Source organism: Geodermatophilus normandii, assembly GCF_003182485.1.
Taxonomy (GTDB): domain Bacteria; phylum Actinomycetota; class Actinomycetes; order Mycobacteriales; family Geodermatophilaceae; genus Geodermatophilus; species Geodermatophilus normandii.
The window spans coordinates 3,131,991-3,148,328 of the sequence record NZ_QGTX01000001.1 but is presented as its reverse complement, the minus strand read 5'-3'; the positions used below and the strand labels follow the sequence as shown (position 1 = coordinate 3,148,328).

The following is a 16,338-nucleotide window of genomic DNA, read 5'->3' as shown; positions in this document are numbered from 1 at the left end:
CGCTGTTCGAGACGCCGGACGACGGGGCCTGCCGACCCCGGGCCCCGCCCGGCTGGAGGTGTCGCGGTGCGGTCTGCGGCCACGATCCCGACCGTCCCCGCCGCCTGGTCCGACCCCGACCCCGGCGGCGGGTGGCTGCTCGACGCCGCCCGGCGGTGGCACGCGGCCGGGGACGCCGCCGCGGCGGCACGCACCGTCGCCGGCGACCTCGCCGCCGTGCTCCCCTCGTCCTGCAGCGTGGCGGTGACCCTGCTCGGGCCCGGGCGGATGCCCCTCGCGCCGGCCGGCAGCGCCGGGCCGGCCGCCGGGCTCGACGCCGTCCAGGTCCGCCTGGACACCGGGCCGCTGACCGCCGCGCTCACCGGCACGTCGTCGGGCAGCGCCGACCTCGGCCGGGACCCGCGCTGGCCCGCCCTCGCGGGACCCGCCGCCACCGCGCGGGTGCGGCGGGTGACCTGCCTGCCGCTGGACACCGGGCGGGAGGTGGTCGGCACGCTGTCGGTGTACGGAACCGGCCCGGCTGCGGGGCCGGACCCGGACGCCCTCGTTCCGGTGGCCGGGCACGCCGCGCTGGCGCTGCGCACGCTGCAGCGGACACAGCACCTGACCGTCGCCCTCGCCAGTCGCGACGTCATCGGCCAGGCCAAGGGAGTCCTCATGGAGCGTTACCGGATCACCGCCGACGCCGCGTTCGGCATCCTCGTCCGCGCCTCGCACGACGCCCGCCGCAAGGTGCGCGACATCGCGGCGCTGGTGACCGAGACCGGCGAGGCACCTCCTCCCGACGCGCCGCCGGAGGGGCCCCGATGAGCCGCGGCGGGCACGCCTTCACCGTCCTCGACAGCGAGGAGGCGCACACGCAGGTCGTCGGCGACTTCGTCGCCGAGGGCGTGCGGCGCGGCGAGTGCGTCCTGCTGGCCGGCCTCGACGGGCGGGAGCAGCGGCTCTGGTCCCGGCTGCGCCGCACGGGTGTCGTCGAGCCGGGTTGGGAGCCCTCGGCGACGACGGCGGTGCGGCTCGTGCCGCCGGATCCCGCCCGGCTGGTCGACGCGGTCGAGGGCGCGCTGGCCGAGGGCTGGGCCGGGGTCCGGTTCTCCGGGGCGATCACCACCCCCGGCGTCAACGCCTTCGAGGCCGCCGTCGCCCCGCTGGCCGCGGAGTACCCGTTCACCGTGCTCTGCCCCTACTTCCGCTCCCTGCTCGAACCCGGGCAGCACGAGGAGCTCACCGCTCTCCACGACACGGAGGTCGACGTGGCTGCGGTGTACGACGACGGCGTCTTCCGGCTCACCCGCCGCGGCGAGCTGCTGTGCCTGGCCGGCGAGCTGGACTCGGGCAACGCCGACGCGCTGCGGGCGGTGCTGCAGGCGACGCTGGCCGGCGGCGGCCGTCCCGCCTCCTGGGACGTCACCGAACTGCGCTTCCTCGACGTCGGCGCCGCCGACTCGCTGGTGGCCGCCGCCGCCGGGCCGCCGGGGCTCACGCTGGTCGGCGCCTCCCGGCTGACCGCCCGGCTGGTGCGCCTGCTCGCCGAGCGGCACCCCGACCGCACGGTCGACCTCGTCGACGCCCCGCCCGACGACTCCGCCGAGGGTGCCGTCCGGTGACCGCCGGGGACGCCGCGCCGGTGCACCGGTGCGCGTTCCCCACCGGGCGCGGGCGGCTGGCCGGTGCGGTCGCCCTCGCCCCGCAGCGGACACTGGTCGAGACGCCGGAGGCGCTGGCCGAGCCGCCGGAGGCGCTGGCCGACGCGTAGGCCGGCCGCCACCTCGGCGCTGGTGGCACGCGTGCCCGCCCGCGGCCGGGCTGGACCAGTCGCGAGGAGCTGGTGCTCGTGCTGCACGAGGCCGTCCGGTGCACACGGAGCCCGCCGACCGCCGGCTGCTGATGCTGTGGCCGGCCGAGGAGGCTCCCCCGCGGTCCGCCTGGCCGTGCTGCCGGAGGGGACGGGTAGCCGCGTCCTGGTGCGGGCGCTGGACCCCGACCGCGCCTGAGCTCCGTGCAGGCGTGTCACGCACCTCGCCGGCGGGCACCTCGTTGCACACGGGGGGTGGTCGCACGATGACCGAGGGAGCGGCCCGGGAGGGCCTGGCCGACCCGCGGCGGCCGCAGCCGGCGCGGGCGTGGGTGCGGGCGGCCGGGGAGGCGGAGGGCTGGCCGCCGGCCGTGGTCGACGAGCTGCTCCTGCTGTTGTCGGAGGTGCTGGCCGCCGACCTGGCGGGGTCCGGCAGGCACGTGCGTCCGCGGCCCGTGCGGCTGCTCGCCGACGGCACCGGCCTGGAGGTCCAGGTGGGCGGCTGGGTGGCCGGCGGCGACCGGCTGGGGGTCGCGGCGGCGGCCGTCACCGCGGTGCGGCTCGAGGCCCCCGGGGACGGCTGGGTCCGGCTGGTCGCCGACGGCGGGTGCCCGGCCCCGGGCTGAGCCGGGGCCGGGCTGCGCTCGGCCGGACACGCTCAGAGGGGCAGCACCTTCCCGAGCAGGCCCTTGACGGTGGACACCGGGCGGTAGGCCTGCACCAGCCAGGCGTTGCACACGATGACACCGCCGGCCAGCGCGGGGACGGCGGCCTGGGTGAACCGCTGCCGGGCCTGCCACTTCTTGATCTCCGGCGGGGTGCCTGCCGAGGGCAGCGTCGCGTCCTTGACGTCGAGGCCTCCCCCGCTGCTCGCCGCCTGCTCGGCGAGCTTGCCGATCTTCGCCCCGGAGTAGGCGGCGAAGGCGGTGGCGCCCGCGCCGGCCACGGTCAGCGCCGCCTTGACCGCGCCCACCCGCCCGTAGCCCTGCTGCAGGGCCAGCCGGCCCTTGTTGGACGAGGTCAGCTGCAGCCCGGTGCCCAGCGTGGCGGCGATCCCGCCCCACTGCGCCGGCGAGAACCGGCTCCAGGCGGAGCTGGCCACCCGGACCTTGTCGAGGCCGGAGGTCAGGTCGGCGCCGGACTTGTTCACGCCGGCGATGCCCATCACCGACCCGCCGAACCACAGTGCGGTGCCGAGGTCGTGCACCGCCTGAGCGAGGAAGTGGTTGTCCGTGGTCGTCGTCATGGTCCCCGGGCGTACCCGCGGGGTGCGGGCCTACTCCGACGCGGTGGCCGTGTCGCCCTCGGCCTGCCGGCTGCTGCGCGGGCCGATCCACACCGTCTTGGCGTTCGTGAACTCGTACATGCCGAGGTCGGTGAGCTCGCGGCCGTAGCCGCTCTGCTTGACGCCACCGAAGGGCAGCTCGGGGTAGCTGGTGACCATCCCGTTGACGAACGCCATGCCCGACTGCACGTCTCGGATGAAGGTCGAGCGCTCCTGCTCGTCCTCGCTCCACAGGTTCGCGCCCAGGCCGTAGGGGTGGCTGTTGGCGATGTCGATGGCCTCCTCGAGGGTGTCGACCGTCCACAGCGCGGCCACCGGGCCGAAGACCTCCTCGTCGTAGAGGTCCATCTCCGGCGTGATGCCGGTGAGCAGGGTCGGCTCGTAGTACCAGCCCGGCCGGTCGGGGCGCCTGCCACCGGTGACGACGGTGGCGCCCTTGTCGACGGCGTCCTGCACGTACCTCTCGACGTCCTCCCGGCCCGACTCGGTGGCCAGCGGGCCGACCTTCGTGCCCTCGTCCATGGGGTCGCCGACGGTCAGCGCGTCGAGCTTCTCGGCGAACAGCCGGGTGAACTCCTCGGCGACGTCGGTGTGCACGAAGAACCGCTTCGCGGCGATGCAGCTCTGCCCGTTGTTCTGGCAGCGGGCGGTGACGGCCACCTCGGCGGCGCGGTCGAGGTCGGCCGAGGGCATGACGATGAACGGGTCGCTGCCCCCGAGCTCGAGGACCGTCTTCTTGAGCACGTCGCCGGCGATGGCGGCCACCGACTGCCCGGCCGGGGCACTGCCGGTGAGGGTGGCGGCGGCGACGCGTTCGTCGCGCAGCACCCGCTCGATGGTCGAGGAGCCGATGAGCAGGGTCTGGAAGACGTCGGCGGGGAAGCCGGCCTTGCGGAACAGCTCCTCCATGTACAGCGCGGTCTGCGGCACGTTGCTCGCGTGCTTGAGCAGGCCGACGTTGCCGGCCATGAGCGCGGGGGCGGCGAAGCGCATGGCCTGCCAGAGCGGGAAGTTCCACGGCATGATCGCCAGCACGACGCCGATCGGCTGGTGGACGAGGAAGGCCTGCTCGGCCCCGACCGCACCGGCGTCGGCGGGCTTCGGCTCGAGCATCGCCGGGCCGTGCTCGGCGTAGTAGCGCAGCGCCTTGACGCACTTGCCGGCCTCCGCCTTCGCGGCGGCCAGCGTCTTGCCCATCTCGGTGACCATGAGCTCGGCGACGGCGTCGGTGTCGGCCTCGAGGACGTCAGCGGCGGCGCGCAGCCAGCCGACCCGCTCCTCGGGGCTGGTCAGCCGGTAGCTGCGGAAGGCGTCGGCGGCCCGGCCGATCTTCTCGTCGAGGACCTCGTCCGACAGCGGCTCGTAGGTCTTCAGCGTCTCGCCGGTGGCCGGGTTGATGGTGGCGATGGCCATGTCGGTCCCTCCCGTCTCGGCGCGCGGGGCTGCACGCCTCTCCGGGAGGAGGCCCTACCCGGCCGGCCGCCGGTCACCCGCGCTCTCCCGACCGGCGACGACCCGGCGTCCGTGGGGGCCACAGGTGCCGGCCCGTCCGGTGGCGACCTGCACCGGTCCGCGCCTGTGGTGTCGGTCGCGGCGGGCGTTGGCACCGGCGCCCAGTCCGCGGTGGACCTCGCGGAGCAGGTCGCGGGCCCGCTGCTCGGCACGGCGTCAGGGCGCGCAGGGTTGGCCGTCCCCGGCTGAGCCCGAGACGCGGTCATGCGACCGGTGCCAGTAGCGGTGCCGGGGTGGTGATCTGGGTGCCGTCGGGTCGCCAGGTGTGCCATCGGCCGTCGGGTTGTCGTTCGACGCGGAAGCCGTGGTGGACCTTGGTGTGGTGCCGTTCGCACAACAGCGCCGAGTTCTCGAGGCTGGTGTCGCCGCCGTCGATCCAGTGGACGAGGTGGTGGACGTCGCACCAGTGCGTGGGCGCGGAACAGCCGGTGAACACGCAGCCCCCGTCGCGCAGTTCGGCCGCGCGGCGCAGGTGGCGGTCGGCGAGGCGGTGGGCCCGGCCGAGGTCCAGCGGCGCGCCGTCGGGGCCGAACACCACCCGGCTCACGGCGCCGTCGCAGGCCAGCCACCGGGCGCGGGCGGCGGAGATGACCGCACCGAAGCCCATCTCGGCGGCGCCCCGCCCGGTGGCCGGATCGGCCAGGTCCTCCAGCTTCACCACCACGGCGACCTGCGGCCTGTGCCCGCGCAGGGTGGGCAGGCCGCCGGCGGCGAGGACGTTGTCGCACAGCTGCACCAGGGCGTCACCCAGCCGCTGCGCGCGGGTGCGCTCGTCCCCGGCGGGCCGGTCGGCCTGCACGTGGGCCTCCAGTGCCGCCTGCAGCCGCTCGCCGCCGACGGCATCGAGCTCGCCGCGGATCGACAGGCTGCCGTCGGCGTGCCTGGCCAGCGTCAGCGAGCGGCCCTCGGTGGGGTCGGGTTCGGGGCCGTCGGGGTCGAGGTCGTCGCAGTAGCGCTGCACCACCGTCACCAGGTCGCCGTACGGCTGCTCGACCGCGACCCCGGTGACCACCGCGTCGATCACCGCCAGCTCCACCCCCTGCTCCGCCGCTGCCGCCAGCCGCGCCGGCGTCACCGCCCGGGCGGCGGCAGCGACCTGCTCGGCGGACACCAGGCCGGCGTCGTGCGCCTCGGCGAGGGCGGGCAGGTGCGCCAGCGCCCGCCCGCTGCGCACCACCCGCGACGCCTCGGCCGCCGAGAGCCGGCAGTGCCCGCGCAGCCACGAGGTCATCGACCGCAGGCCGTCGCGCTCGGGCGCCTGCGACAGCTCCGCCGCGCGCACCCGGCGAGCCAGGGCGGCGTCGATCCGGTTGCGCTCGGCGACGAGTGCGGCGACGTCGGCGAGGACATCCCCGCTCCCCAGATCACTCGAACACATGTGCGAACTCTACCGCTGTGAGAAGGCCCGCGCGACCTGTATCCCCAGGTCAGGGCCCTGTCCACAGGATCCGCGACGGCTCCGGACCCGCCCTCCCGATGAGTCGGCAGGTCGGACGGGGTCACCCCCGCATGACCCTCGTCATCGGCGGCATCACCGTCTCCCTCGACGGCTTCGTGACCGGCACGGACGACGGCGTCGAGGCCCTGCACGCCTGGGCGCTCGCCAGCGACCACCCCGCCGACCGGGGCGTCCTCGAGCGGCACGCCGCGGCCTCCGGCGCCGTGCTCATGGGCCGGCGGACGTTCGACGACGTCGACCGCGGCTGGAGCGACGGCATGGGCTACGGCGCCGCCGTCGACGCCCGCCCGCCGTTCTTCGTCGTCACCAGCAGCCCGCCGGAGCACCACCGCCTCGCCGCGGGCTGCTCGACGAGCTGCGCCTGCACCTGGCGGACGAGGTGCTCGGCACCGGCACGCCGCTGTTCGCCGGCGTCGGCCGGCACCGGCTCACGCGGACCGCCGTCGAGGCCTCACCCGTGTGCACACACCTCACCTACCGGGTGCAGCGCTGACTCAGGCCTGAACGGGACGGCGGGAGCGGAAGTCGCCGCGGCCGGTGTCGCGGCGCCAGTCGTCGAAGGACTCGCCGGTGAGCTCCTCGAGCAGCGCGATGTCGGGCAGCAGTGGCGCGAGCACCGCGCGCCGCACCTCGACCGGCAGGGGCGGCCGCGGCGTGCGACCGGCGTGCAGGGCCGCGAGCAGCGGCCGCGACACCTGCCGCCACACCTGCGGCGGCGCGTACGCCCCCAGGGCCGCACCGGCGCGGGCGACCCGTGACAGCGCCCGGTACCGCGCCGTGTCGGCCACGTGGGGCTTGACGTTCTCCGGCGCGACCGTGTGCGCGACCCCCGGCTCGACGCCGAGGAAGTCGCTGACCCGGTCGAGCGTCGCGCGCGGGGTGTCGACCAGCTGCCGGTAGCGCAGCAGCAGGACCTGCGACCGCGGCAGCACCGCGTACAGGTCGCGCAGCTGCTCGCCGTAGCGCCCGAGGCCGCGGTAGTGCCAGAACGGCGCCCACCCGTCGGCGACCCGCCGCTCCTCCAGCGACACGGCCGTGGCGAAGTCGGCCTCGGGCTCCAGGCCGTCGGCGCGCAGGTGCACCCAGTTCGACCACGCGCGGTCCACCGGGTCCCGGACGATCGCGATGACCCGGATCCCGGGGACGTCGGCGGCCAGCCGGCGCTGCGCGGCGCGGTCGTGGAGGTAGAACGGCGTGCTCTCCCCCCGGACGGTGCCGGGCGGGGCGCCGTCGAACAGCCGCAGGTAGTCCTCGCGGCGCCAGATCCACTCCCGGGCGCTGTGCGCGTCACCGGGGCCGCGCTGTCCCGCGCGCGGCGGTGGGCGGCCGTCGGTCAGGTAGTACTTCGGCTCCTTGACCGGCGACAGGTACAGCCCCGGGTGGGTGGCGAGCGCGGCGTGCAGCGCCGTCGTCCCGGCCTTCGGCGCGCCGGCCACGACGAACTGCGGCAGCCGGTCGGCGTCGGTGCTCATCGGTCCCCTCCCTGCCCCGGACGGGCCGCGGTGTACACACGGGGAGCCTCGTCCCCTCCTCCGAACGGAGCCGCCGCGTGACCGCGTCCGCGCCCCGCCCCCCGGCGCCCGACCGCTTCTGGTCGGACGCGACGGTCGTCGTCGAGCCGGAGGACCCGCGCCCGGGCTCGTGGGCCGGCGGGCCGTCGGCACAGCTCGTCGACGGCACGTGGTGGCTGGCCTACCGGCTGCGGCGTCCCGTCGGCGAGGGTCGCGGCTTCGGCAACGTGGTGGCCCGCTCCGACGACGGCGTGCGGTTCGAGCCGGTCGTCGCGGTCGGCAAGGACCGCTTCGGCGCCGAGTCGCTGGAGCGCCCCGCGCTGGTGCACACCCCGGAGGGCCGCTGGCGGCTCTACGTCAGCTGCGCGACGCCGGGGACCAAGCACTGGCGGGTGGACCTGCTCGAGGCGGCGACCGTCGAGGACCTCGCCACCGCCGAGCCGCGCACCGTCCTGCCCGGCAGCGCCACCACCGCCCCGAAGGACCCGGTGGTCCGCCGGGACGGCGGCCAGTGGCACCTGTGGGCCTCGGTGCACCCGCTCGACGACCCCGGTGCCACCGACCGCATGACCACCGAGCACGCCACCAGCCCCGACGGCGTCACCTGGACCTGGCGCGGCACCGCGCTGGCCGGCACCGACGGCGGCTGGGACGCCCGCGGCGTGCGGTTCAGCGCGGTCGTCCTCGACGGCGGGCGCAGCTGGGCGCTCTACGACGGCCGGGCCACCGCGGAGGAGAACTGGGAGGAGCGCACCGGGCTCGCCGAGTCCGACGGCGCGGGCGGGTTCCGCGCCGCGGCGGACGGCCCGTACCTGCAGAGCCCCCACGCGCCGCACGGGCTGCGCTACGCCGACGTCGTCGCGCTGCCCGGCGGCGGGGCCCGCTGGTACTACGAGGCGACGCGCGCCGACGGCGCGCACGAGCTGCGCACCGTCCTGCTGCCCGCCTGAGAGCCGTCCGGCCCGTCCGTCGTCCACCCGACCGAGTAAACCGCACCGTTCCGGTCGACTTGACACAGATCCCCGCGCCGGGGTCACATGGCCCCGTGGCACCCGCCCTGACGCTCACCCGCCGGTCCGCCGTGGACCTGCTGCGGGTCGCCAGCGCGCTGTGTCCGGCCGGCTGACCGCCCGGACACCGCCCACTCCGCGCCGCCCCAGCACGGGCTCCCGCGCGCCCGCACACCGGAGACCCCCTCATGACCTCCCTGCTGTCCCCTGCCGCCCGCACCACCTCGGCCACCGCCCTCGCCGCCGCGCTGCTCGCCGCCTCCGACGAGTGGCTGCCCCGCGTCCAGTACCGCGAGAGCAGCCGCTGGACCGGCCTGCTGCCTCCCGAGGAGGCCGCCGACCTCGTCGACCCCGCCCTGCACGACGACCTCGCCGCCGCCCAGGTGTGGCTGCTGACCTGGCTGCCCGGCCAGGGCACCCCGCTGCACGACCACGGCGGCTCCGCGGGCGCCTTCGCCGTCGTCGGCGGGGTCCTCACCGAGGACGTCGTCGGCGGCCGCCCCGGCACCGTCCGCGAGGCCGCCACGGAGCTGTGGGCCGGCCGGGTCCGCCCGTTCGGCCCGCACCACGTGCACCGCGTGACCAACCGGGGGACGCTGCCCGCCGTGAGCGTGCACGCCTACACCCCGCGCCTGTCCCTGATGAACAGCTACCGCCTCGAGGCCGGCACCCTGCTGCGCACCGGCACCGAGCAGGCCGGCGTGGACTGGTGAGCGGGCCCGGACCCCGCCCGCCGGGGGCGAGGAGCGTCGACCAGCTGCTGGAGGAGGCCCGCTCGCGGATCACCCGGGTGACCCCCGCGCAGGCCGCGGAGCGGGTCGCCCGGGGCGCGGTGCTCGTCGACATCCGGCCGCAGTCGCAGCGCGAGGCGGAGGGCGAGGTGCCCGGCGCGGTCGTCGTCGAGCGCAACCACCTGGAGTGGCGGTTCGACCCGGAGAGCGACGCGCGGCTGCCGCAGGCCACCGGCTACAACGTCGACGTCGTCGTGCTGTGCCAGGAGGGCTACACGTCCAGCCTGGCCGCCGACGCGCTGCGCTCCCTGGGGCTGGCCGGGGCCAGCGACGTCATCGGCGGGCACCGGGCCTGGGTGGCCGACGGCCTGCCCACCACCGGCGGTCCCGCCGCCTGAGCCGGGACGGGGACGGCGGCCTCCGACGGAGGGAGGCCGCCGTCCCCGGCCCCTGTCAGCTCTTGCTCTTGCCCTGGGCGCTGGAGTGCTCGTGGCGGTCGTCGCCCTTGCGGACGTGGCTGGTCTGCTTCGAGGCGCCGGTGGTCACCCCGGCCTCGCTCGGCGACATCCCCTGCTTCTTGGCCTCACGGGCGGCGGCACGCTGGGCGTCGGCGTCGTTGTTCTTGCTCATGGGGCGGCGGTACCCGCTGCGCCCGCCGCCACGCCGGCGAGGACGGCGAAGGTGCGCCGGGCCATGAGGTCCGCGCCGAGCGAGCGCTCGGCGCGGGCCCGCGCCCGCCGGCCCAGGTCGGCGCGCGCGGCGGGGTCGGCGAGCAGGCCGCGCAGGGCGGACGCCAGCGCGCCGGCGTCCTCGACCGGGACGACGACGGCGTCCTCCCCCAGCGCGCGCCGCACGTCGCCGACGTCGGTGGCCACGCAGGGCAGCCCCTCGGCCATCGCCTCCAGCAGCACCAGCGGCAGGGCCTCCACCCGCGAGGACAGCACGAACAGGTCGAGGCCGGCGAGGAAGGCGCGGGCGTCGGCGACCCAGCCGGGGAAGGTCACCGGCAGGCCCGCGGCCGCCGCCCGCAGCGCTTCGCCGTCGCGGCCCGCGCCGCCGATGACGGCCTCGAACGGCAGGTCCAGCCGGCGCAGCGCCTCGAGCAGCACGTCGAAGCCCTTCTGCGCGGTCAGCCGGCCGAACGCGCCGATCCGCGGGACCGCGCGGCCGGCCGGGCCGGCGGGGTCGGGCGGGACGTCGACGCCGTTGGGCACCACGTGCGCCCGCGCCGGGTCGACGCCGAGGTCGGCGACCACCTGCGCGCGGCCCTGCTCCGACGGGCTGAGCACCGCGGCCAGCCGCCGGTAGCGGGCGGACAGCGCGGCCCGCTCGGCCCCGGTGCGGGTGTCCCCCACCAGGTGCAGCACGCCGGCGGTGGGCGCCACCTCCAGGGCGGCGTCGACGGCGGCGGCGTTGGACGCGGGGTCGACGAGGTTGACCACCACGACGTCGGGCCGCTGCGCCGCCAGCGCCGCGCGGGTGGCCGGCGCGGCCGCGGTGTGCCGGGTCAGCGGGACGACGGCGCGGTCGACGTCGGAGCGCGCGAACCCCTCCGCCACCGGCTCGGCGCACACCAGTGACGCCGTCGCGCCGCACGCGGCCGCGCGGCGCAGGTGGTGCGACAGCCACACCTCGGCCCCGCCCCAGGCGTCGGAGTCGGAGACGAAGGAGACCCTCACGAGGCGGCCAGCTCGAGCGCCGCGCCGGCCACCGCGGCGGGCTCCACCGTCTGCGCGCACCGGAACTCGATGGGGCAGGCCAGGTGCGGGCACGGCGCGCAGGCCACCGTCGGGGTGAGCGCGCGGTGCCGCGGGCCGGGATGCGCCCACCGGACCGGGTCGCCGGGCAGGAAGACGGTGACGCTGCGGGCCCCGACGGCGGCGGCCAGGTGCGCCGAGCCGGTGTCGTTGCCCACGAGCACCGCGCCGTCGCGCAGCAGCGCGGCCAGCCCGCCGAGGCTGGTGGCGCCGGTGAGGTCGACGGCCGGGGCGCGCATCGCGGCGACGACGCGCGCGGAGATGTCCCGCTCGGCGGGCACCCCGGTGACGACGACGTGCAGGCCCTCGGCGGCCAGCGCGTCGCCGACCGCGGCGTAGCGCGCGACCGGCCAGCGGCGGGTGGGCGCCGAGGCACCGGGGTGCAGGACGGCGTAGCGGCCCGGCCGCAGGCCGGCGGCCGCCAGCGTGGCGGCGTGCTCGGCCTCGTCGGCGGCGGTCAGCGGGAAGTCCATGCGGGCCTCGCCGCCGGGCGGCAGCCCCAGGTGCTCGAGCAGCGCCACGTGCCGCGCCGCCTCGTGCAGGGCCAGCGGATAGCGCAGGTGCAGCGCCTCGGTGCCGGGCGGCGGGTCCCAGCCGGTCGGGGCGAACCCGCCGGTGAGCCGGGCGCCGAGCGCGGCGGTCACCCGGTTGGCGGCGGGGCGGTCGCCGTAGGCCTGCAGCGCGAGGTCGAGGCCGCGCTCCCTGGCGGCGGCGGTGAACGGCGCCCAGCCCGCGGCGTCGACCGGCCCGTCGGGGATCCCCTCGGCGCCGGGGAAGGGCAGCAGCGCCACCGGCACGCCGAGCCGCTCGACGACCGGCGCCATGCGGCCGAAGGTCACCAGCGTCACCTCGACGTCGGGCCGCGCGGCGCGCAGCCGGTGCAGCGCGGGCACGGTGCACAGCAGGTCGCCGAGGCCCACCCGCAGCCGGACCAGCGCCAGTCGGCGGACGGCGGGGTCGGCGAGCGGCAGCGGGATCACCCGCGCCTCCTGCCCCGGCGCGGCAACTGCATAACGCCCAACTCACGTGCGGACCCCACTCGTGGTGCACTACGTGTCCTGCCGCCCAGACCCGGAGGTCCCCTGCGTGTCCCGCCCCGCCGCCGACCTGCACGTGCTGCGCCTGTGCAGCGTCTTCGAACCCCCCGCGGCGACCGGTCGCGCACGGCCGGGCGCGCTGGCCGGCGAACTGGACCCCCGGACGGCGCGGTTCGACCCCATCGGCGGGATGCAGAACCACACGGCCTCGCTCACCCGCTGCCTCGACGCCCACGGCACGCGGCAGACGGTGGTGACCGCCCGGCTGGCCGGCCCCCGCGGCACCACCCCCCTCGGCGACGGCGCCCGCGTGCACCGCACCGGGCTGCCGGTCCCCCGCCTCCGCCAGCTGTGGGCGCTCGCGGGGCTGCCGGCCGTGCTGCGCGCCGGCCGCCGCGGCCCGGTCGACGTCGTGCACGCCCACCAGGGCGAGGACCTCGCCACGCTGCCGCTGGCCCGGCTCGCCGCCCGCGTGCACGGCTGCCCGCTCGTCGTCACCCTGCACTGCAGCGTCGGGCACACGCTCACCGGCCGCGGCCCCCGGGTGCGGCTGATGCGGGCGCTCGGCGGGTGGATCGAGCGGAGCACGCTGCGGCGCGCCGACGCCGTCGTCGTCCTGACCGCGCGGACCGCCGCGGCCGTCCGCGGCGACGGCGTCCCCGCCGGCCGGGTGTCGACCATCCCGTCCGGCTTCGACCCCACGCTGTTCGCCGGCCACACCGGCGACGTCTTCCCGGGCGTCGCCCGGCCGCGGATCGGCTACGTCGGGCGCCTGGCGCCGCAGAAGCGGCCCGACCGGCTGGTCGAGGCGTTCGGGCGGATGCGGGAGTCCGCGTCGCTCGTCGTGGTCGGCGACGGCCCCGACCGGGCGCTGGTCGAGCGTCTCGCCGCCGTCGGTCCGGCCGCCGGCCGCACCACCCTGGCCGGCTTCGTCGAGCACGCCCGGGTGCCGGCGGTGCTGGCCTCCCTCGACGTGCTGGTGCTGCCCTCGGCCTACGAGGAGATGGGCTCGGTGCTCACCGAGGCGATGGCCGCGGGCCTGCCGGTGGTCGCCAGCGACGTCGGCGGGATCCCCGAGGTGGTCCGCGACGGGGTCACCGGGCTGCTCGTGCCGCCCGGCGACGTCGACGCGCTCGCCGCCGCGCTCGACCGGCTGACCGCGGACCCCGCGCTGCGCGCGCGGCTGGCCGCCGGTGCCCGGGCCCGCTCGGCGCACTACGCGTGGCCGGCGCTGTCGGCGCGGGTGGCGGCGGTCTACGAGCAGCTGCTCGGCCTGCGCAGCGACCTCGAGCCCGCGGCGTGACGCCCCGGGTCGCCGTCCTCGTGCCGGTGCACGACCAGGCGGCCTACCTGCCGCGGGCGCTGGAGTCCCTGTTCGCGCAGGAGGAGACGGCGTGGGAGGCGGTGGTCGTCGACGACGGGTCGCGCGAGCCGGTCGCCGTCCCGGCCGACCCGCGGGTGCGGCTGGTGCGCACCGGCGACAACCGCGGCCTCGGCGCGGCGCTCAACCGCGGGCTCGACGAGACCACCGCGCCGGTCGTCGCGTACCTGCCGGCCGACGACGTCTGGTACCCCGCGCACCTGACCACGCTGCTGCGTGCCCTCGACGACGTCGCCGTGGTGCTGGCCCGCGCCGAGCTCGACCAGCCGGCCGGGACGCCCTACGCCCAGCTCGTGCAGGTGGCGCACCGGCGCACCGGGGACCGGTGGACCGAGCGCGCCGAGCTCGAGACCGACGACCTCGACCGGCTGATGTGGTCGCGGGTGGCCGCCCGCGGGACGGCCACCGGCACCGGCCGGGTCACCTGCGGGTGGACGCGGCACCCCGGGCAGCGGTCGCGGGCGATCCGGGAGTCCTTCGACGGCGGCCTCAACGTGTTCCGCACCCGCTACCGGGTGGCGCAGCCCCTGCGCTTCGCCTCGACCGACGGCGGGGAGACCGACGAGGTGGCCCGCTACGCGCGGTTCCGCGACCGCGCGCACCCGCCGTCGCCGGACGGGCTGCGGGTGCTCGTCGTCGGCGAACTCGCGTTCAACCCCGAACGGGTGCTGGCGCTGGCCGAGCGCGGGCACTCCCTCACCGGCCTGTGGACCGACCACGCGCTCGGCGACGCCACGGTCGGGCCGCTGCCCTTCGGCTCCGTCCCCGACCTCGACCGCGACCGCTGGCGCGAGGAGGTGGCGGCGCTGGCCCCCGACGTCGTCTGGGCACAGCTGAACTGGCGGGCGGTGCCGTTCGCGCACGCGGTGCGGCAGGCGTTCCCGGACCTGCCGTTCGTCTGGCACTTCAAGGAGGCGCCGCAGCGCAGCGTCGTCCGCGGCGAGTGGCCGCTGCTGGCCGACCTGGTGTGCGGTGCCGACGCCGTCCTGCTGGCCACCGAGGAGGAGCGCGACTGGTTCGCCCTGGCGCTGTCGGGCCGGGTCGACCCCGCGCGCCTCGGCGTCCTCGACGGCGACCTGCCCAAGCGCGAGTGGCTGGCCGCCCCGCGCTCGCCCCGGCTGTCCGACGCCGACGGGCAGCCGCACGCCGCCGTGGTCGGCCGGCCCTCGGGGCTGGACCTGGACTGGGTGCTCGCGCTGGCCGGCCGCGGCGTGCACACCCACCTCTACGGGCAGGTGCGCGCGCCCGGGCCGAAGGGGTCCTGGACCGGCTGGCTCGACGAGGCGCTGGCCCGCGCGCCGGGGTTCGTGCACGTGCACCCCGCCGTCGGTCCGGAGGACTGGGTGCGCGAGCTGTCGCGGTACGACGCCGGGTGGCTGCACCGCTTCGACTCGGTCAACGGCGGCGACCTGCGCCGGGCCTCCTGGGACGACCTCAACTCCCCCGCCCGGCTGCCGGTGCTGCTCGCCGCCGGGCTGCCGCTGCTGCAGCAGGCCAACCCCGGCTCGGTCGTGTCGGTGGAGCGGGTGCTGCGGGAGGACGGGACGGGGCTGCTCTACCGCTCGGCCGACGACGTCGCCGACGTCCTGGCCGCGGAGCTCGCCGGGCGCCGGGGGCACGCCGCGGCGATGGCCGCCCGCGAGCGGCACGTCTTCGACGCGCACGCCGACCGCCTCGTCGAGCTGTTCCGCTCGATCGCCCGCTGAGCCGCCTCCCCGCGCCGGAGGGGGACTGTCGCACCCCCCTCCTACCGTCGCGTCCGTGACCGGTGGGGAGCTCAGGTGGGCGGTGACCGACGGGCCGGACGGGACGGCCGCGGTCGAGCTGCCCCGCGAGGAGTCCGCCGCGCGGCTGCTCGGGGAGCAGGCCCGCGGGGGTTCTGGTGCGCGCGGGAGGCCGGCGGCTGCGGCGGCCGGCTCGAGATCGCCTCCGGGCCCCTGCCCTCCTTCCGGCACGTCGGGCCCGCGTCGTGCGCCCACGCCCGGCGCGGGTCCGCGGCCGCCGGCGCCTACGACCCGCTGCGCTACCGCCGTCCCCTGACCGCCTGGCTCACCGGACAGGGTCACCGGCCGCGGGTGGTCCGCAGGCCCGAGCCGGACGGGCGCCCCGGCCTGCACGTGGCGGTGGCCGGCGTCGGCGTCCTCGAGGTGCAGCTCGCCCCGCTGACCGACACCGCCTGGCGGGAGCGCGACGACCGGCTGCGCCGCGAGACCCCCGCGGTCACCTGGCTCTACGGTCCCGGCGCCGAGGTGGCGGCGGCCACCGAGGCCGGCGTCCGCGGCGCCGCGCTGCTCCTGCGGCGGCACGACCGCGGCCTGCTCGTCGGCGTCCGGGACGACGGCGGCGCGACGCGGTGGATGCGGATCGGCGCCTGCCGGCTCACCGCCGACGGCCTGGACGCGCCCGGTCTCGCCGAGGCACGCGCCCGGCACGAGCGGCGCAGCACCGAGCGCGAGGCGACGGCGCGCCGGACGGGCAGGCCGCGCGGCGCGGCCGGCGGGCGGCCCCGCACCCCGGGACCCGGGGCTGGAGCAGCTGCCGTTCCCCTCCGCGGGCTAGCACCCGCGGGAGGTCACGACCCCGCGTCGGCACCCGCCCGCGGCGGCTCCTCGAGCTCCTCGGGGGCCGGGACCGCCAGGGCAGGTGCACCTGCGGGAGGTGCACCTGCGGGAGGTGCACGTGCGGCAGGTGCACGTGGGGGTGCGGCAGCCGGGCGACGAGGCCGGCCGGCAGGTGCACGTGCGGGAGGTGCAGGTGCGGGCGGTGCCCGTCCGCCGCGTCCCCGTGCGCCCGGTGTCCGTGGACGTGGTGGCCGAGCGCGGCGACCCAGCCGCTGCGGGCGGTGGCCACCCGCGCTCTC

The 16,338-nt window shown here is 77.7% G+C and carries 17 protein-coding genes; 9 read left to right on the top strand and 8 right to left on the bottom strand.

Annotated elements, in window-relative coordinates:
• Positions 1-66 precede the first annotated feature (66 nt).
• The 4 genes from JD79_RS15340 to JD79_RS15330 all read left to right on the top strand — a co-directional run bounded on the left by JD79_RS15340 (position 67) and on the right by JD79_RS15330 (position 2,421).
• Positions 67-810, top strand: coding sequence for a GAF and ANTAR domain-containing protein (locus JD79_RS15340; RefSeq protein ID WP_110006232.1), 744 nt, complete (start codon positions 67-69; stop codon positions 808-810).
• Entirely contained in the window at positions 807-1,607 is an 801-nt protein-coding gene (locus JD79_RS15335) for an MEDS domain-containing protein (protein ID WP_110006231.1), read from the top strand. The genes JD79_RS15340 and JD79_RS15335 overlap by 4 nt, the downstream gene beginning before the upstream one ends.
• Complete coding sequence (locus tag JD79_RS22735) at positions 1,604-1,756, top strand: hypothetical protein (protein WP_170149227.1); 153 nt, start codon at positions 1,604-1,606, stop codon at positions 1,754-1,756. The genes JD79_RS15335 and JD79_RS22735 overlap by 4 nt, the downstream gene beginning before the upstream one ends.
• 305 nt (positions 1,757-2,061) lie before the next feature.
• Positions 2,062-2,421 carry a hypothetical protein gene (locus JD79_RS15330; protein ID WP_110006230.1) on the top strand — a complete coding sequence of 120 codons (360 nt, stop codon included), beginning with the start codon at positions 2,062-2,064 and terminating at the stop codon, positions 2,419-2,421.
• 32 nt (positions 2,422-2,453) lie between these two features.
• Here the strand turns inward: JD79_RS15330 and JD79_RS15325 are convergent, their stop codons facing one another.
• The 5 genes from JD79_RS15325 to JD79_RS15305 form a co-directional block, all read right to left on the bottom strand.
• Positions 2,454-3,041 carry a hypothetical protein gene (locus JD79_RS15325; protein WP_110006229.1) on the bottom strand — a complete coding sequence of 196 codons (588 nt, stop codon included), beginning with the start codon at positions 3,039-3,041 and terminating at the stop codon, positions 2,454-2,456.
• A gap of 30 nt (positions 3,042-3,071) precedes the next feature.
• Entirely contained in the window at positions 3,072-4,493 is a 1,422-nt protein-coding gene (locus tag JD79_RS15320) for an NADP-dependent succinic semialdehyde dehydrogenase (protein WP_110006228.1), read from the bottom strand.
• Between the two features lie 301 nt (positions 4,494-4,794).
• Positions 4,795-5,970 carry an HNH endonuclease signature motif containing protein gene (locus tag JD79_RS15315; RefSeq protein ID WP_110006227.1) on the bottom strand — a complete coding sequence of 392 codons (1,176 nt, stop codon included), beginning with the start codon at positions 5,968-5,970 and terminating at the stop codon, positions 4,795-4,797.
• Positions 5,971-6,313: 343 nt separating this feature from the next.
• A complete protein-coding gene (locus JD79_RS23115) occupies positions 6,314-6,475 on the bottom strand; it encodes a hypothetical protein (RefSeq protein ID WP_211307995.1) in 162 nt (53 codons plus the stop codon).
• Between the two features lie 70 nt (positions 6,476-6,545).
• Positions 6,546-7,523 carry a sulfotransferase family protein gene (locus tag JD79_RS15305; RefSeq protein WP_110006226.1) on the bottom strand — a complete coding sequence of 326 codons (978 nt, stop codon included), beginning with the start codon at positions 7,521-7,523 and terminating at the stop codon, positions 6,546-6,548.
• Between the two features lie 77 nt (positions 7,524-7,600).
• Here JD79_RS15305 and JD79_RS15300 point away from each other — a divergent pair, with 77 nt between their 5' ends.
• From JD79_RS15300 to JD79_RS15290, 3 genes are all read left to right on the top strand, one after another.
• Complete coding sequence (locus JD79_RS15300; RefSeq protein ID WP_110006225.1) at positions 7,601-8,512, top strand: glycoside hydrolase family protein; 912 nt, start codon at positions 7,601-7,603, stop codon at positions 8,510-8,512.
• Between the two features lie 248 nt (positions 8,513-8,760).
• Positions 8,761-9,285, top strand: a complete 525-nt coding sequence (locus JD79_RS15295; RefSeq protein ID WP_110006224.1) for a cysteine dioxygenase — start codon at positions 8,761-8,763, stop codon at positions 9,283-9,285.
• Positions 9,282-9,701: a rhodanese-like domain-containing protein gene (locus JD79_RS15290; RefSeq protein ID WP_110006223.1), complete on the top strand. Its 420-nt coding sequence runs from the start codon at positions 9,282-9,284 to the stop codon at positions 9,699-9,701. Before JD79_RS15295 ends, JD79_RS15290 begins: the two co-directional genes overlap by 4 nt.
• Before the next feature lie 55 nt (positions 9,702-9,756).
• On the opposite strand, the gene JD79_RS22730 is transcribed toward JD79_RS15290, so the two are convergent.
• The 3 genes from JD79_RS22730 to JD79_RS15280 are packed head-to-tail and all read right to left on the bottom strand — an operon-like array spanning position 9,757 to position 12,040.
• Complete coding sequence (locus JD79_RS22730) at positions 9,757-9,933, bottom strand: hypothetical protein (protein ID WP_170149226.1); 177 nt, start codon at positions 9,931-9,933, stop codon at positions 9,757-9,759.
• Positions 9,930-10,982 (bottom strand): glycosyltransferase, encoded by a 1,053-nt coding sequence (locus tag JD79_RS15285; protein WP_110006222.1) that lies wholly within the window; start codon positions 10,980-10,982, stop codon positions 9,930-9,932. The genes JD79_RS22730 and JD79_RS15285 overlap by 4 nt, the downstream gene beginning before the upstream one ends.
• On the bottom strand, positions 10,979-12,040 hold the full coding sequence (locus JD79_RS15280; RefSeq protein WP_110006221.1) for a glycosyltransferase family 9 protein: 1,062 nt from the start codon (positions 12,038-12,040) through the stop codon (positions 10,979-10,981). The genes JD79_RS15285 and JD79_RS15280 overlap by 4 nt, the downstream gene beginning before the upstream one ends.
• Before the next feature lie 106 nt (positions 12,041-12,146).
• On the opposite strand from JD79_RS15280, the gene JD79_RS15275 reads away from it, so the two are divergent.
• Positions 12,147-13,400 carry a glycosyltransferase gene (locus JD79_RS15275; RefSeq protein WP_110006220.1) on the top strand — a complete coding sequence of 418 codons (1,254 nt, stop codon included), beginning with the start codon at positions 12,147-12,149 and terminating at the stop codon, positions 13,398-13,400.
• Positions 13,397-15,184, top strand: coding sequence for a glycosyltransferase family 2 protein (locus JD79_RS15270; RefSeq protein WP_110006219.1), 1,788 nt, complete (start codon positions 13,397-13,399; stop codon positions 15,182-15,184). The genes JD79_RS15275 and JD79_RS15270 overlap by 4 nt, the downstream gene beginning before the upstream one ends.
• The last annotated feature ends 1,154 nt before the right edge of the window (positions 15,185-16,338 follow it).

Coding starts and splice junctions, on each gene's coding strand:
- JD79_RS15335 (WP_110006231.1), top strand. CDS start 807: ATGAGCCGCGGCGGGCACGCCTTCACCGTCCTCGACAGCGAGGAGGCG.
- JD79_RS15330 (WP_110006230.1), top strand. CDS start 2,062: ATGACCGAGGGAGCGGCCCGGGAGGGCCTGGCCGACCCGCGGCGGCCG.
- JD79_RS15325 (WP_110006229.1), bottom strand. CDS start 3,041: ATGACGACGACCACGGACAACCACTTCCTCGCTCAGGCGGTGCACGAC.
- JD79_RS15320 (WP_110006228.1), bottom strand. CDS start 4,493: ATGGCCATCGCCACCATCAACCCGGCCACCGGCGAGACGCTGAAGACC.
- JD79_RS15315 (WP_110006227.1), bottom strand. CDS start 5,970: ATGTGTTCGAGTGATCTGGGGAGCGGGGATGTCCTCGCCGACGTCGCC.
- JD79_RS15305 (WP_110006226.1), bottom strand. CDS start 7,523: ATGAGCACCGACGCCGACCGGCTGCCGCAGTTCGTCGTGGCCGGCGCG.
- JD79_RS15295 (WP_110006224.1), top strand. CDS start 8,761: ATGACCTCCCTGCTGTCCCCTGCCGCCCGCACCACCTCGGCCACCGCC.
- JD79_RS22730 (WP_170149226.1), bottom strand. CDS start 9,933: ATGAGCAAGAACAACGACGCCGACGCCCAGCGTGCCGCCGCCCGTGAG.